Below are 15,107 nucleotides of genomic sequence, written 5' to 3'. Positions count from 1 at the left end.
ATCGTCATATCCTAGACCAAATGAGTGTTTGAAGGCTTGACTCAACATCTTCATGAGTTCGATATCACTTAGCCCTAGACAAATCGAGTTTGTGCAGAATAGATGCTACTCGCCCTATCACATCTAATGTTCGTAGCTTTTGAGCTATAGATGAATGCAAATTAAGCAACTCAATCTGAACGGTTATTAGCTGTCATATTTTTTACATTGCACAACAGCGATCACCTTCAGCAAAAGCAAAGTTCCTGCGATCGAAATAAATCAACGACCACAGGTCGCGATCGAAGCGAGTTCATCACTCAACAATTATTTCTGAATTACAAGGAGAAACACGATGGCTCGCAATTCACATCAACCTCTAATTGATACCGCGACGGCTCATTTGAATGGCGAAGTTCAAGTTCGGATGGTCTTCAACACCTTACGAGAAATGACCGGACGAGTACTCGAAATTAAAGCGGCGAAACACGGTAAAGACTTTGATTGGAAGGCATTTAAGACTGCATTTGAAAAGCAATACGGCAAACTGAGCTTGGATGAATTAATGACGGAAGCAACGAAGTTTGGATTGACCTCAATTGGGGCAGTTCGCGCTCAGCGTCAACGGCAACTTGCTACGTTCTACAAGCGTCAGCGAGCATTCAATCGAGCAAACGATCGCGATACACTGATTGCCTAAGCAATAGACCTCCTGCACGAATCCTGATCACAGATTTGAACTCCTGAAAAGAGGACTAGATGCCACTCAGGAGACTGATCAAATGTACGATCGCATTCAACACCTGCCACCAAAATCGTTCAAACGCAAGTGCGGAGTGAAGCGTGAAACCTTCGAGAAAATGGTTGAAATTCTCAAACCCAAGCTGATCCGAAAAGGCAAACGAGGCGGACAAGGCAAGTTTGGAGTCGAAGATCAACTCTTGATTGCGATGGAATATTGGCGCGAGTATCGGACTCAGTTCCACATCGGACAAAGTTGGGGGATTCATGAAACGACCGTGGGGCGCATTGTGCGGAAAGTTGAGAACAGTTTGATTCGGTCGGGCGAATTTCGGCTTCCGGGCAAGAAGGCGCTGCACTCGCCTGATGCAGGGTGGAACCTCCTGTTAGTTGATGTCAGCGAAAGTCCGATTGAACGTCCAAAAAAAAACAGCGACCTTACTACAGTGGTAAGCAAAAATGGCACACACTAAAAGCGCAAGTCGTCGTAGACTATTTCAGCGGTCAAATTGTCTGCACCGCATTTGGCAAAGGGCGCAAGCATGATTTCCGCTTGTTCAAGGACTCGCAGTTGCCGACCCAACTTGAGCAACTCTGGGTGGCAGACCGAGGCTATCAAGGCATCGCCAGACTTCATGCTTACAGTTGTACGCCCTACAAAAAATCGCGCAAGCGTCCGCTCTCCAAGCAAGAACGTCAGTTTAATCGACAATTAGCGCAAGTTCGTATCACGGTGGAGCATACCTTTCGCAAGTTGAAGATTTTTCGCATCTTATCGGAGCGCTACCGTAACCGTCGCAGGCGATTTGGGCTACGGTTCAACTTGATCGCAGGCTTGCTGAACTATGAGCTTGCTCATCCAATTTGATTCGTGCAGGAGGTCTAATTTTGCCTCATCACGCCATTGGTGAGGCAAAGTTAACCCAACTTCATCGCCTTCGACATGGCACTCTGCGGCGAAATACCACAGCTTATTCCAATATGTTGCATGTGCTTATAGATTACCCCCTCATAACGCCTCAGTTCGATCAGAATGGAGCTTTTTCAGAGTAGCATTTTGCGGCAACGAGAACGACAATGCTAGCGTTGTCGCAAAATGCCTCATTCTATTCGCCAGATTCTACATGGAAGTCATATCAATCGTGAATTCAGCCGCGTTCTGTGGCTAGAGCTAATCGGGCAGCACTCGACTTTAAAGACACAATCCTGTCAAAAATCATGGCAAGCTATGTCAACATCCGTACAAATAGCTAAGGAAGAATAGTTGAATGCGATCTGCCGCAAAAATCGCTATGATTTGTACACTGGCTAGTAAAGCTTGATCTAATCAATCAACTACACAAGATGAAACTGAAATCGTTGACGCGATCGTTGCAGCACTTCTTCCCCCGCATCAACCCATCAAGCATTTTGTAGCGTTCGTACTTCGATTATGGCGAAAACGTCAAAATACCCTCATCGTATTGAATTCCGCGCAACCGCAGAGGAATATCAACGAGCAGAGCAACTCGCAAGCCAATCGGATCTAACTGTTAGCGATTTACTCAGAGTTCTCCTACAGCAAGCTGAACCCCCTAACCCAACCCGAACGCAGCAATTGATCCAGCTTTATCAAAGACTGGGTAACATTGCCAAAAATCTCAATCAACTGAGCGCTACCCATTCAAGCAAGTCAAGCTTGACACCATTCGATGAAGTGGTGGAATTGATTAACGAAGCAAGAAAACTGATTGTTCAATCCATTCAATAATCTGATGATTGGTAAGCACTTCAAAGGCAAAGCGTTCTATCCGATTCTCAATTACGCACTGAGTAAACCCGGCGCACAATTGCTCGAAACCAATCTGGTGAATTCTGCACCCGCTGATTTAGCACAGGAATTGAACTGTCTCAGACGTTTGAATCCCAGAGTTGAACGGTGTATGTATCATGCTTCGCTTAGTCTACCTATGGGTGAACGACTGGAAGATCGATCCTGGTGTGAAGCAGCACTATCATTTCTGAACCAAATGGGCTTTGATGATAATCCTTATGTGGTTGTGCGGCATTGCGATCGCGCTCATGACCACATTCACATCATCACGAGCCGGATTCGCTTCGATGGATCTTGCGTTTCTGATCGATGGGATCACTATCGCCTGCAAGCAGTGACCCGACAACTAGAGCAACTGTTCGAGCTAACCCCAGTGCCAGCCTGTTGGGAAAAACAACTAGACTCAGTGCTTCAGAACCAAGAGGAGAGAATTCACCGACTGCCAAAGAAGCAAATTCAGCTATAGCAGCAACTTTCTAAAGTTTAGGGTGCAGCAGATTGAGCAAAGTTGAACAGTTTCATCATCGTTTGCACCCTAAACCGCGAACCTGACACCAAACCCAAGTATTAGCGTCTTGAGGAAAATTTAAGAAGCGAACCAGACCTGCGGTGTCAGGTTAAAATGAGGGCAATTCTGATTCAGTCGTCCTTCACGCTTCGCGTACCTTCGAGGAAAATTCGATGATGTCTCCAATTCATATTCGCCAGCGTGCCCAGCAACTTCTTGAGCAACTTCCAAGTCAGTCGTTGCCCAAAGCGATCGAATTTCTGGAAGTTCTTGCTCAAGAAAGTTCTCAACCCTCAGAAATGAATCCTCAGACTCGTGAAACTGAACTGCTAGCCGTGATTCAGCGACGACTTCCTCCGAACGAGCAAGCGCGACTCAATGATTTGCGTCAGCGGAACGAAACTGAAACCCTTTCAGAGTTGGAACATCAAGAACTGCTGAAGTATATAGAACGCATCGAATTACAAGATGCTGAACGTGCTGCTGCCTTGATTGAGTTAGCACAACTCCGCCAAGTGCCGTTAGAACGAGTGTTGGACGAATTCCTTCCGGCAGATCGCGTTGCCTGATGTCTAGCGCCAGAATTCCAGCTTCAATCCGTCGAGTGGTAGCAGCCCGTGCCCGTAATTATTGCGAATATTGCCGCTGCTCAGAGCGGTTCGCGACCGAAAGTTTCTCCGTTGAACATATCCAGCCTCAAAGTGCAGAGGGTGCTTCTGTGCTAGAAAACCTAGCTTGGAGTTGCATGGGCTGTAATGGGCACAAACACGCTAAAACTCAAGCAACTGATCCTGAAACAGGTGAAACCGTTTCATTGTTTCATCCACGCCAGCAGATTTGGGACGAGCATTTTGGCTGGAACGAAACTTTTACGCGAGTAATCGGCAAAACGCCTTGTGGTCGAGCAACCGTTGAGGCGTTGCATCTCAATCGAGCGGGCGTGATGAATCTCCGACTTGTATTAGCAAATGCTGGTTTGCATCCACCTCAGTAATCCAGCCCATTGAAATCATCTTTGAATGTCGCGATTTCTTCAGTAACTTGCGGAGCGATCGCGAATTTGCCCTGCAAGTTTTAGGGTGCAGCGAATTCGCCCTAGCCACAAAGTTTCAGAGATTTTTGCACCCTAAACCGCTACCGCCGCATCCGAAGCGAAACCCTAGCTTCTATGCGTATGACTGCTGCAATTTCTACACTTTCTACTTTAGACCAACGACTTCTGACCAAACTCCGTAGATTAGGAATTCAGACTTCACTCGACCTGCTACATTACTATCCACGCGAACACACCATTTACCGCCAATGTGCGATCGCATCCCTGAAACCTGAAACTCATGTCATCGTGACAGGTAGAATTCAGCAGCACCGAGTCTTCGGTGGCAGGCAACGAGGATTAACTGTACAAACCTGGACGATCGTGGATGAATTAGAGAACGCGATTCAAGTGACTAAATTCCACTACGGCTCCAGGTTCCAATCGATTCGCTGGCGGTATGAACAGCAGCAACCCTATCGAGTTGGAACCGCGATCGCAGTCATCGGACAAGTTAAATTCGACGAGTTTAGCCAAGCATTAACCATCATTGCAGCGAAGGTAGAAATCGCTGACACAACCTCATATCACCTGATCATTCAACCGACCTATGCCCTAGTAAAAGGATTGAGTGCTGACGTTCTACGGGATTGCATTCAAGAGGCGCTTGCTACAACTGACATTATCGACCCATTGCCACAACCGATTCAACAACGCTATGGTCTAATGGCACTTGGCGAGGCACTTTTCACCATTCATTTCCCGACTGAGCCAAAACGTCTGAAAGCAGCCCACGATCGCTTAGTCTTCGATGAGTTTTTCTACCTCCAGCTACGTTTGCTACAACAGCGAAAGATCAGGCAGCAATCCCAAAGACCTGTATTCCAATCTGAAGCTACTCTCCTCAAATGTTTCTACCAGGTTCTACCGTTTGAATTAACACAAGCTCAAAAACGGGTGATCATGGAGATCTTGGAAGACTTGGCAAAACCGCGATCGATGAATCGATTAGTACAGGGTGATGTCGGTTCAGGAAAAACAGTGGTAGCAGCCGCAGCAATCATTTGTGTAGTTCAATCAGGATGCCAAGTCGCGTTGATGGCTCCAACGGAAGTGCTGGCAGAACAGCATTTTCAGAAACTATCGCAGTGGTTTGACTCGCTGGGAGTATCGATCTCATTGCTGACAGGTTCAACCCCTGCTGCTCAGCGCCGAGATATTCACGATCGCCTGAGTTCCGGTCAGCTATCAGTAGTCATTGGGACTCATACTCTGATTCAAAAGTCTGTACAGTTCTATCATCTGGCCTTGATTGTGATTGACGAGCAACATCGATTTGGCGTTCAGCAGCGCCTCAAATTGCAGCAAAAAGGCTTTCACCCGCATTTATTAAGCATGACGGCAACACCGATTCCGCGCACCTTATCGCTGACTCTGCACGGAGATCTGGATGTCAGCCAAATTGATGAACTGCCGACTGGACGGAAACCCATCGTTACGAAAGTCATGAGCGAGAAAAATCGTCACAAGGTAGACGAGGTGATTCGGCTCAATCTCGCCCTCGATCATCAAGTGTTTGTGATTCTGCCCTTGGTAGAATCATCTGAAACTTTGGAACTGGAATCTGTGATGGAGGCTTACGATCGCTATCAAGCCAAATTTCCGGATCATGTGGTTGGACTTTTGCATGGTCGAATGAATGGTGAAGAGAAGCAGAGTGCGATCGCACAATTCCGCAATCACCAAACCCAAATTCTCATCTCAACAACTGTGATTGAAGTTGGTATTGACGTTCCAAACGCAACTGTAATCGTAATTGAACATGCTGAACGATTTGGCTTGTCTCAACTACACCAGCTACGGGGACGAGTCGGACGCGGGCACACACAATCGTACTGCTTACTGATGAATACTTCAGATTCGACGACTGCTAGGGAACGTCTTGAAGTTTTAGAACGATCGACGGATGGGTTTACGATCGCAGAAATGGATCTCCAGCTTCGGGGTGCAGGTGAAATTCTAGGAACTTCTCAAGCAGGCGCTCCGAAGTTTGCGATCGCGGATTTAGTGAAAGATGCTGCGATTCTAGAACAAGCCCGCGCAGCAGCAGCACAAGTTGTCCAGAAAGGTGAACGCTTACGACATTGGGATCTACTACTTGAGGAAGCAGCGCGGCGAAATCATCAAAAGCTCAATCCAGATGCTGCACTCAACTAATACTAACCGCTACCGCGTCAGCAATGTTGACCTTGGCTCAAGCAGAATGTTATGAAACCTTCCCTTGTTCGTCGAATTGCTCAGATTTTGAAATTGCTTCAGAATCCTAGTTCTGATGGCAAAATGGGGCTACGCATAACCCGTCCTGAAGCGTTGAACGCTGATTCTCAGATGCTGACTCAGCTTGAAGTAGAGATTACAACTCGGCAGGATTACTATCAAATTTGCGGGAGATGGTGACGATGGCAAACTCAATTCCTCAATCAGTAGCAGTGCGATCGCTCAAAAGCATCAGCATTCTGGCTTCTCAAACTTGGCAAGAACTAGATGCCGCCGAAACCCCAGAGCAAGAAGCCGAAATTGTTCAACAGCTTTGGCAACTCCAAGAAAGCGAAGAAGCCGCGATCGATGCCCATGCTGAGTTGGCAGACCAGATTGATGCCGAAATCACGGGACTCAAGGGGCGAATGGAACATCTTGTCAAAATCCACACCGCAGAGATTGAACGGCTTACCCGCTGGCGAGAGCGACTCGATGAAACCATTCTGACGCTCAATAGTGCTGACTTGATGGCACAAGAAGCGATCGGGCAACACCGCCGCATTCGGATCAAACTCAATCCGCCTTCTTGCGAAGTGATCGACTTCGGACAGGTTCCAGAGGATTACATCACCATCAAAGAGATTGTGGAACGCAAGGTAGACAAAACTGCCGTCAAGAATGCTTGGAAGCAAGGAATTCCAGTCCCCGGCACTCTGGTTGAACGGAAACGGAAAGTCGTTTATGAAATTGCACCGACCAGCTTGGATCGGATGAAAGCGTCCTCGTAGTTGCTGATCGTGCGGTCATTGCTTCTGCTGCCAAGATCTCGTAAATAAAGCTATCCTTGAAAAAGTGTCACTGCCTCAGAACGGTTTAGGATGTCGAAGAAAATCTACGACTGGAAGCGATTTTGGTGTCCTCGCAACGCTCAGATCGATTTGGGCGATCGTGGGTATTTAGTCGATCCAGAATCCAACTGGGGACATTACAGTAATCCTGAACTAGTTGGGTTAGATGCCATCGCTGATACCCGTTGCTTAATTTTGTTGGGTGAGCCAGGTATTGGTAAGAGTCGAGCAATGGAGTCAGAACTAAGTGCAGTCATATCCTCTCAAATTGATGCTAAAAGGCATTTGATTTTAGACCTTCATTCATATGGCAGTGAAGATAGACTCATTAGAAATCTATTTGAAAGTTCAGAATTCAGAGCTTGGGTTGATGGTGATTATGCTCTGTCTGTTTTTCTAGACAGCTTAGATGAATGCTTACTCCGGTTGGATAATGTGACTGCATTATTGGCTGAGGAATTTAAGCGGTATCAAGATAAATCTGAGCGCTTGTTTCTACGCATTGCCTGCCGGACAGCAGTTTGGCAATCTACCTTTGAAGAGCAACTGAAGCAAATTTGGGGAGAGAATGAAGTCAAAATTTATGAATTAGCTCCGTTACGCCAAGTTGATGTCAGACACGCAGCAGAATGTGAAGACATCAAAGAACCTGATCTGCTCATGCAAGAAATTCTTGAGAAAAAGGTAACTCCTCTAGCAATAAAGCCTGTCACGCTAGGATTCCTTTTGAATATTTATCGTCGCGATGGGAAATTCTCCGGTGATCAGACTTTAGTCGGGTTGTATCTCGAAGGCTGCCGCATTTTGTGTGATGAAGAAGATAGTTCTGATCTTCGCCTTCCAGGGCGTAGGGGAAATATAGAGCTAGACCAGCGTTTGATGATTGCTGCTCGAATTGCAGCTGTCACAGTTTTTGCGAACCGTGATGCGATTTGGACAGGGCGCGATCGAGGGCAAACTCCAGCAGATGATGTGTTGCGTCAAGAATTATCAAGAGGATACGAGAGAGCAAACGAACGGCAATTTGAAGCGAACGAAGCTGCCATTATCGAGGTTCTGAACACTGGATTATTTTCCTCGCGTGGGTCAAATCGAATGGGATGGGCGCACCAAACTTATGCGGAGTTTCTAGCTGCATGGTATCTGAAGCAACATAACCTCAGCCTCTCTCAAATTTTGAGTTTGATTCTTCACCCTGACGGCAGAGTGATTCCTCAATTGCAAGAGACTGTTGCCTGGTTAGCCAGCATGAGATCTGATGTATTTCAGGAGGTTATGAAAACCGATCCAGATGTACTGTTACAAAGTGACATAACGAATATTGATGATGAGATCAAAGCGAAATTAGTTGAATCACTGCTGATTTTGCATCACGAAGAAAAGCTTGAATATTCTGTTTTACGACACTACAACAACTTGCAACATCCGGGCATTGCAGAGCAACTAAAATCATATATTTGTGACTCCACTAGAGGGCAATGGTCAAGACTGGTTGCGATCGACATTGCTCAAGACTGTAACGTGAAAGCTGTACAAGATAGTCTGGCTGATATTGCACTTGCTCCAGTTCAACTGTACATAGTTCGGAAACATGCAGCCCATGTTGTTTGTGTAATAGGTGATGAGAAAACAAAGGCACGGCTCAAGCCTCTTGCAGTTGGTGAAGCTGGGGGCGATTCAGATGATGATCTCAAAGGCTATGCTCTTCAGGCTGTTTGGTCAAAACACATTTCTGTTAAAGACTTATTAGATCATCTTTCGCAACCCAAACAAAAGGGAGCATTCCCAATTATTGGTGGAGTATATCAAGATTTCATAGCGACAGAATTTGCAGAACGTCTTCGATTGCCTGACTTACCAGTTACACTCAAATGGCTTGAGCAATTACCTCAGAGATACGATTTACATTATCCGTTTAGAGAACTCGCCGATTCAGTGATGCTGAAAGCTTGGCAAAATCTACATGAGCCTGGTGTACTTGAAGCGTTTGCCAGCGTAGCTATTCTCAGATTGAAACAGCATGGCGGAATTTTAGGTGATCGACCACATCGAGAGTATACTCGTGAAAGTTTTGATATTACTCGTGATGATGATGTGGAGCCTTTATTAAGGAATTCTGATGGAAAACGTCGGCAACTGATAGAAACAATAGTCTTACTAATTTCAGAATCAGAAAGTGATTTCTTATGGCTCATAGACATTATTTGTTCTGAGGATGTGTTGTGGATCATCGAAAGAATCACGTCAACAGAATTCCCCAGAATGGCTGATGTCTGGGTTAAGCTTTTGCGCCAAGTTCTCAGTTGGCATAACTTGTATTGGAAAAACACAAATCACATTGATGCGATTCTGGAGGCACGCAGTGTCAGTCCAGCCATGCAGATAGAATTTGAAATTGAGATTGAACTAGGTTCTGAAAAGGCAAAGCAAGCTCAAGCTACCTATCTAAAGTATCAAACCCCGTTGAATCCGTCTGAGCCGGAACCTACACTTGATCCGCCACCCAAGCAAAGAGTACTTGCGGCTTTAGAAAAAGTTGAAGCAGGGCAACCTCAACTGTGGTGGCAGATAGTTGTTGAAATGACACTGATGCCAACCAGTAAAGAATATATCCACGACTATGTTTTTGAATCAGACATAACAAGACTAGTTGGGTGGAAAGAAGCAGAAACAAATACCAAGGCAAGAATTGTCAAAACCGCAAGAAAATATTTGGACGCTGGAGATCCAGAAACTAAAAAATGGCTTGGTACAGATAATTTTTCTCATCCTCCGTTTGCTGGATATCAAGCACTATACCTTCTAGTAAAACAAGAACCAGAGTTCATCTCAAAGATTTCTACTGATATTTGGACAACATGGATACCCGCTATTCTGAAATCTATAAATTTCACTCATAGGCATAGAAAGAATAAAGAGGATGAAGTTTGTCGAGGGATAATGAGAACTGCCTATCGAAACGCTCCAGATGAATTAATTGAAATAGTGATCAGTTTAATGGTTCACAAAAACTATGAGCCTCGTACATTTTACCCTGATGATATTTATCAGTTAACTAATGAGTTGTTAGATCAGTGTTTAGCTAGTTTAATTATTGGTAGAGTTCCAGATGAAAGCTTGAATGCTGGCATGTTGGAGATTTTGCTAACGGATCTTTTCAAACATGATGTTGACAGAGCCAAAGAAATTGCCAAGTCTTTTCTTTCCGAGAAAGTACCTGAATCTGGGGAATCAAGAAATAAAGCAATCGTTGCTGCTCGTCTGCTTACAACCTATCCTGATAACCCTAGTTGGTCAGTTTTTTGGTCTGCCTTGCAACAAGATCATAAATTTGGGCGCGAAGTATTGGAGTCCATTGCATTTCAAGCTGCTCGTCACGGTCAAATCGAACAGAAGATCAGAGAAGACTATCTAGCCAGCTTGTATATTTTCCTTACCCATCAATATCCAGAAGTTGAGCGAACTGAGCTTGAAACTCAGCCCCTCAGAGGTGTAGAAGCTCAAATACTAGGAAAGTTTGATGATGTTAGGATGTGGAAAAATTACATTCCCCAACGTCTTCAAGCACGAGGCACTTCAGAAGCCTGTGACGCGCTACGAAGAATCATCCGTGAACTTCCAGAGTGTCGAGAACAACTACAACCAAGACTATTGGAAGCTGAGAATTTAGCACGCCGCAACACTTGGAAGCCACCTAAGCCAGAAGAGATTCTTCAACAGATTCTAATTCAAGATCCTTCTAATTTAGAGTTATCCAATCAAATTGAAACCATAAACCGGAGAACAAAGCAAATGGCAGACGAACCTAAGATTGATCAGAGTGTGCATGTTACAGGATCTAAAATTCGTGGGGATATTAATACGGGTAATAACAATAACCTTGGTAAAACAGATTCTAAAACTGAGGGAGGATTTGACTGGAAGTACTGGCTCTCGGTTGGCATAACCGTTGCAGTGGCACTAGTTTCCGTAGCTGCTAGTGGAGTGTTTAACGATGAAATTAAGAGGTTGTTTAACTCAACAAAGTCATCCCCTCAAACCGAGCAAAAACTAGAGAAGAAGATCAACTAAGAAACAATTCAGGGGTTTAGATTATGCAAATTACGATCGACATTCCTCAAGAGCTTGAGCAAAACCTTATCCGTCAGGCAGAACAATCTAATGTTCCACTTCAGACCCTGATTATTCAGGCTTTACACCAACTTGCTCAGTCTGCACCCATGACTGACCAGTGGTCAGATATCGTTTTATCTTATGAAGCAGAACCTGACTTTCCTGAATTTGAGTCCTACCGGAGTGAACTGCTTCCTCCAGATGAATCGGAGTGATTCTGATGCAGTACCTTCTCGATACCTGTGTGATTAGCGATTTCATCAAAGGCGAACCTGGGACTCAAACTCGCCTCAAACAAACTCCGCCAAGCGACATTGCAGTTTCATCGATTACTGTGATGGAACTCCGCTATGGCTTGTTAAATAATCCTCAACGCGCTCGGAAAATTGAACCCACGATCACCAGTTTTCTAGCTTCTGTGACAGTTCTTGCTTTCAGTTCAGCAGAGGCTGAACAAGCTTCTCAAATTCGTGCCGTTCTCAAAACTCAGGGGCAGCCTATTGGTGCTTACGATGTTTTAATTGCGGCAACTGCCCTGCAACACAATCTTCTGATGGTTACTGCAAATCAGCGGGAGTTTGATCGAGTTCCTGGCTTACAAACCGCAAACTGGCGGCAACTTTAGAAAATTCAATGCCGAATTTTCTACTGCTCAACGATCGATTGTCGCTTGCGGGATACCTTGTCTTGTTTTTGAGTCATCTGCTGAAATTCATCCATGCTTGCTCGCTGCATTGGCTGAACTACAGATCCGGTCTGAAAATTACCTTGACAGATCAGCCGACCTTGATTGTCTTCGATCGTATAATCACCATTCTCTGCTGCGATCGCAGTCCACCGATTCCCAATCGGCAACTCCACCGCTTCAGTCGGCGACGCAAGCGATCGGAACGTCTGAGCAATCGCCTGTGCCAAACGATTCTGAGTCTCATTCTGCTCGTCAGATATTGCTGCTTCGACCGGAACTTCTGGGGCAAGTACAGACTGTCCCTCGATCCGCAACTGCACCATTGATCGCGTAAAATCTTCAACCCTTGCCTCAAATCGTGTCCCAATTGGCAGTTTTGCCGTCTCTGGCGCAAATGTGCCCAACACTCCCCCATGCACGACTTTTAATACAGGGACTCCATTCATGGCATGGTACTTAGGGTGATCTGGTTCGAGGTCATAAGGTACAACCTCAATTTCGACGCGGTGCTGCCAGCTTGAGAAATCTTCAGCCGCATAGTCGTTGTGGGCAATGCCGATCGCTTTGATCTGACTCACCTCAAAATTCTGGAGCTGCTCCGTTACTTGTTCGGTCATCAGCGTGTACGCCAGCGACGCTTTTCCGGTATCGCCAACTGAATGCGCCCAAGTAAAATCAGCAGGCGGAACCACTCGTAAATTGTTGGGAATGCGATCGACATCAATCACCTGATGCCCAAACTGTTGTTGCAAGGCACTAGCATTGCGTTCAGATAAGCTCGGTAAGTAGAAATCGACTACAGGCAAAGCAGGATTGACGATCGCTTCATACTCAACGTGACGGGCTTCAAGCAGTTGCATCCACGTCTGCGCCCGATCAAATGGAACACTCAATTCGTGGGCTTCCACTTCATAGGGGCTATTGGGTAAGCTGTACTTGTCTTGGCTAAAAGTAATCGGTAATTTTGCTGCAACACTCATCGACTGTTTACGAGGGCGATCCAGTTCTGGGCGAGTGTGCTGAGTGTACCAAATCGCTGCGGCAATCGATCGCTGTTCTTCAGGAGTGGAGAACGTCTCGTTGATTTCAGCGCGAAAAGATTCGTTCAGAGTGGAGATCGCTGCCCTAAATCCTTCCGCGTCATCCCCAACCAGTTGCCGAATCTGAGCAGTCGCCTGCTGTGCGCGGTTCTTCAGATTTTCTGCCCAGTCCAAAGCATCGGTATCGAGTTCAGCGCGATCGAACAAATAACGGAAATGCTCACGCGGCATCGACTGAAGTTGAGTCGCTTCCCAGAGTGGATTGATTTCGGCTGCGATCGCACACACGACTGAAATCCCGGTTTGTCCAGGCGCTTGAGTCGGTAGTGCGAATTGACGGTAGAGCCTGGGGTCTTTCTGAAAGTCAAAGAACGGTGAAGGATGCTTTTCACACCATTGCTTTGCGTCGTCGAGTAACTGCGGGTCAATCGTTTCGATGCGCTCTGCACTTTTGGGAGAATCAACCTCGACCTGAAGTGCTGCCATCAATCGATTCAGAAGTTGATGCCGTGATTTCTCAAACTGCCGTTGATTATGCGGTGAAGCCGATTCCTCCTCTGTTGGCACAGCCGTATGGACTCGCCCGATCAGCATTGCCACTCGCCCAATTCCATTTTGACAAACGGCTGCTGCTACTTTGGGCAAGGTATTGTACACGAACTGTCCCTGCTCAGTTTGGACTTCGGTGTAAGGGACTTTGGGGCGTTTAACGATCGACGGAAAGCGATTTGGCTCTCCGGCTCGAAGCGTCTCCTTAGCAATGTTGGGTATCCACTCCGCAGGCGTAGCAATCAGTTGATCGCCATCAAAATCACATTGATGATATTCAGCCGCATCACTGGGATTGATCCAAACCACGCCCTCAGTATTGCAAAGCGTTGGATCATGAATATTCCGATAAATGCGAATGTTGTCGGAAGAAACAATCGGGTAACGAGTCACAACGACATCGCCTTTCGGTAAGTGAGGCGCACAAATCATTCCGCGAGGCAGTTCTCGTCCAGGTTGTGCCATGCCAGAACTATGCTGAAACCCAGAATTGACCGCCAACTCACGCCAGCGACTCGCAGTTTGTGATTCTAAGAAATCTACCACCTTCGGCGCGTACAGCAGCAGTCCATAGCGATCGTGCCTCAGAATCGAAATCATGCGAGATTCTTGAGGTTCCTGCTCCTCACCTTCTGTATTACTTTGCTCCTGGTCGTAGCGTTGAACAACATATTGAGCAAGCTGCTTTGGGTCACGTTGCTTTTCGGCTAACTCCTGTGCTTTCTTCAGGGTTGGCTCTAGTAAATCAGCGAGTACTGCGGACTTGGAATACCACATCGAGAATTGCCAGGAATTGCTGTATCGTGCCACCTCAGCATTTGCACGATTGCCTAGAACGACCTGTGAAAGTTCGTACTCTCCGCACGGCAATGCTTCTAACTGGTCTTTGTGAATGCCTTTGATTGAGGAGCGATCCAATACGAAATCAACGTTGCTTGGTAATGTCGGATCGACCAAAACTGTGCCCTTTGCTAAAAAACTGAAGTCTAAATCAGATGATGCTGTGTGCGCCATACGGAATTGGAAAGGGCGATCTGGTGTGGTTCCATCGAAGGCTAGCGATCGCAGTAACTGAGGCGAGATTTTGCCATGACAATCGTGCGTTTTGTAAGCTGCAAATTCAGGAACAGTGTAATCAACCAACTTCAGCTTCAGCGTTTCGATCGTCGTCGTGCCTTTGTAACAATCGCTGACCAACAGCGAGCCGTACCGACACGCTGCATCTCGTTCTGTTGCAAAGAATTTCGTAATTTGCTCGGCAAGGGTGGGATCAGCAAAATAGAAATTACGATCGGAACTAAAGGTCAGTTTGCGAATCATACCATCCTCGAATCGAGCGGCTTTGAGATGATCTGGATTCAAGGAAGCGCGGTCTAGTTTGACCAGCGCCAATGATTTGAGGTCTTGAGGCGAGAAAAGCTGCTCTAGTAGAGTGTGACGCAAAATTTGAGGCTCCAGCCATTGACGCTCCCCTGATTGCGTCACATAGCACACAGGAACCGATAATCCACCCCCTTCTAGCTGTTTTGTCTCCAT

Annotated in this window: 13 protein-coding genes; 12 read left to right on the top strand and 1 reads right to left on the bottom strand. The window is 46.2% G+C overall.

All coding sequences use genetic code 11. The features are described from left to right. The first annotated feature begins 334 nt into the window (after nt 1-334). The 12 genes from ACQ4M5_RS30845 to ACQ4M5_RS30790 all read left to right on the top strand — a co-directional run bounded on the left by ACQ4M5_RS30845 (nt 335) and on the right by ACQ4M5_RS30790 (nt 11,919). Nucleotides 335-679, top strand: coding sequence for a hypothetical protein (locus ACQ4M5_RS30845; RefSeq protein WP_430679635.1), 345 nt, complete (start codon nt 335-337; stop codon nt 677-679). Nucleotides 680-761: 82 nt separating this feature from the next. After that, a protein-coding gene (locus ACQ4M5_RS30840; RefSeq protein WP_430674732.1) for an IS5 family transposase occupies nt 762-1,588 on the top strand; the annotation gives its coding sequence in 2 pieces (ribosomal slippage) (nt 762-1,149 and nt 1,149-1,588; 828 coding nt in all). Nucleotides 1,589-2,152: 564 nt separating this feature from the next. After that, nucleotides 2,153-2,470, top strand: a complete 318-nt coding sequence (locus ACQ4M5_RS30835) for a plasmid mobilization protein (protein ID WP_430679634.1) — start codon at nt 2,153-2,155, stop codon at nt 2,468-2,470. A 4-nt stretch (nt 2,471-2,474) separates the two neighbouring features. Next, complete coding sequence (locus ACQ4M5_RS30830) at nt 2,475-2,999, top strand: relaxase/mobilization nuclease domain-containing protein (RefSeq protein WP_430679633.1); 525 nt, start codon at nt 2,475-2,477, stop codon at nt 2,997-2,999. Between the two features lie 215 nt (nt 3,000-3,214). Then, nucleotides 3,215-3,610 carry a hypothetical protein gene (locus ACQ4M5_RS30825; RefSeq protein WP_430679632.1) on the top strand — a complete coding sequence of 132 codons (396 nt, stop codon included), beginning with the start codon at nt 3,215-3,217 and terminating at the stop codon, nt 3,608-3,610. Next, nucleotides 3,610-4,035: an HNH endonuclease gene (locus ACQ4M5_RS30820; protein ID WP_430679631.1), complete on the top strand. Its 426-nt coding sequence runs from the start codon at nt 3,610-3,612 to the stop codon at nt 4,033-4,035. Before ACQ4M5_RS30825 ends, ACQ4M5_RS30820 begins: the two co-directional genes overlap by 1 nt. A gap of 174 nt (nt 4,036-4,209) precedes the next feature. Next, nucleotides 4,210-6,291 (top strand): ATP-dependent DNA helicase RecG, encoded by a 2,082-nt coding sequence (gene recG, locus ACQ4M5_RS30815; protein WP_430679630.1) that lies wholly within the window; start codon nt 4,210-4,212, stop codon nt 6,289-6,291. Nucleotides 6,292-6,342: 51 nt separating this feature from the next. Next, on the top strand, nt 6,343-6,531 hold the full coding sequence (locus ACQ4M5_RS30810; protein ID WP_430679629.1) for a hypothetical protein: 189 nt from the start codon (nt 6,343-6,345) through the stop codon (nt 6,529-6,531). 2 nt (nt 6,532-6,533) lie between these two features. Next, nucleotides 6,534-7,121 (top strand): siphovirus Gp157 family protein, encoded by a 588-nt coding sequence (locus ACQ4M5_RS30805; protein ID WP_430679628.1) that lies wholly within the window; start codon nt 6,534-6,536, stop codon nt 7,119-7,121. 90 nt (nt 7,122-7,211) lie between these two features. Beyond that, on the top strand, nt 7,212-11,252 hold the full coding sequence (locus tag ACQ4M5_RS30800) for an NACHT domain-containing protein (RefSeq protein ID WP_430679627.1): 4,041 nt from the start codon (nt 7,212-7,214) through the stop codon (nt 11,250-11,252). Between the two features lie 23 nt (nt 11,253-11,275). Then, nucleotides 11,276-11,509, top strand: a complete 234-nt coding sequence (locus tag ACQ4M5_RS30795) for a hypothetical protein (RefSeq protein WP_430679626.1) — start codon at nt 11,276-11,278, stop codon at nt 11,507-11,509. Between the two features lie 5 nt (nt 11,510-11,514). After that, a complete protein-coding gene (locus tag ACQ4M5_RS30790) occupies nt 11,515-11,919 on the top strand; it encodes a type II toxin-antitoxin system VapC family toxin (RefSeq protein WP_430679625.1) in 405 nt (134 codons plus the stop codon). 20 nt (nt 11,920-11,939) lie between these two features. Here ACQ4M5_RS30790 and ACQ4M5_RS30785 read toward each other — a convergent pair whose 3' ends face one another. Next, complete coding sequence (locus ACQ4M5_RS30785) at nt 11,940-15,107, bottom strand: hypothetical protein (RefSeq protein WP_430679624.1); 3,168 nt, start codon at nt 15,105-15,107, stop codon at nt 11,940-11,942.

The sequence above is a fragment of the Leptolyngbya sp. AN10 genome (genome assembly GCF_050565645.1).
Taxonomy (GTDB): domain Bacteria; phylum Cyanobacteriota; class Cyanobacteriia; order Leptolyngbyales; family Leptolyngbyaceae; genus Leptolyngbya.
This window is presented reverse-complemented; position numbering and strand designations above follow the sequence as displayed.

What these genes read in the sequence shown, in the direction of transcription:
- ACQ4M5_RS30845 (WP_430679635.1), top strand. Translation starts at nt 335, where the DNA reads ATGGCTCGCAATTCACATCAACCTCTAATTGATACCGCGACGGCTCAT.
- ACQ4M5_RS30835 (WP_430679634.1), top strand. Translation starts at nt 2,153, where the DNA reads ATGGCGAAAACGTCAAAATACCCTCATCGTATTGAATTCCGCGCAACC.
- ACQ4M5_RS30830 (WP_430679633.1), top strand. Translation starts at nt 2,475, where the DNA reads ATGATTGGTAAGCACTTCAAAGGCAAAGCGTTCTATCCGATTCTCAAT.
- ACQ4M5_RS30825 (WP_430679632.1), top strand. Translation starts at nt 3,215, where the DNA reads ATGATGTCTCCAATTCATATTCGCCAGCGTGCCCAGCAACTTCTTGAG.
- ACQ4M5_RS30820 (WP_430679631.1), top strand. Translation starts at nt 3,610, where the DNA reads ATGTCTAGCGCCAGAATTCCAGCTTCAATCCGTCGAGTGGTAGCAGCC.
- recG (WP_430679630.1), top strand. Translation starts at nt 4,210, where the DNA reads ATGCGTATGACTGCTGCAATTTCTACACTTTCTACTTTAGACCAACGA.
- ACQ4M5_RS30810 (WP_430679629.1), top strand. Translation starts at nt 6,343, where the DNA reads ATGAAACCTTCCCTTGTTCGTCGAATTGCTCAGATTTTGAAATTGCTT.
- ACQ4M5_RS30805 (WP_430679628.1), top strand. Translation starts at nt 6,534, where the DNA reads ATGGCAAACTCAATTCCTCAATCAGTAGCAGTGCGATCGCTCAAAAGC.
- ACQ4M5_RS30800 (WP_430679627.1), top strand. Translation starts at nt 7,212, where the DNA reads ATGTCGAAGAAAATCTACGACTGGAAGCGATTTTGGTGTCCTCGCAAC.
- ACQ4M5_RS30795 (WP_430679626.1), top strand. Translation starts at nt 11,276, where the DNA reads ATGCAAATTACGATCGACATTCCTCAAGAGCTTGAGCAAAACCTTATC.
- ACQ4M5_RS30790 (WP_430679625.1), top strand. Translation starts at nt 11,515, where the DNA reads ATGCAGTACCTTCTCGATACCTGTGTGATTAGCGATTTCATCAAAGGC.
- ACQ4M5_RS30785 (WP_430679624.1), bottom strand. Translation starts at nt 15,107, where the DNA reads ATGGAGACAAAACAGCTAGAAGGGGGTGGATTATCGGTTCCTGTGTGC.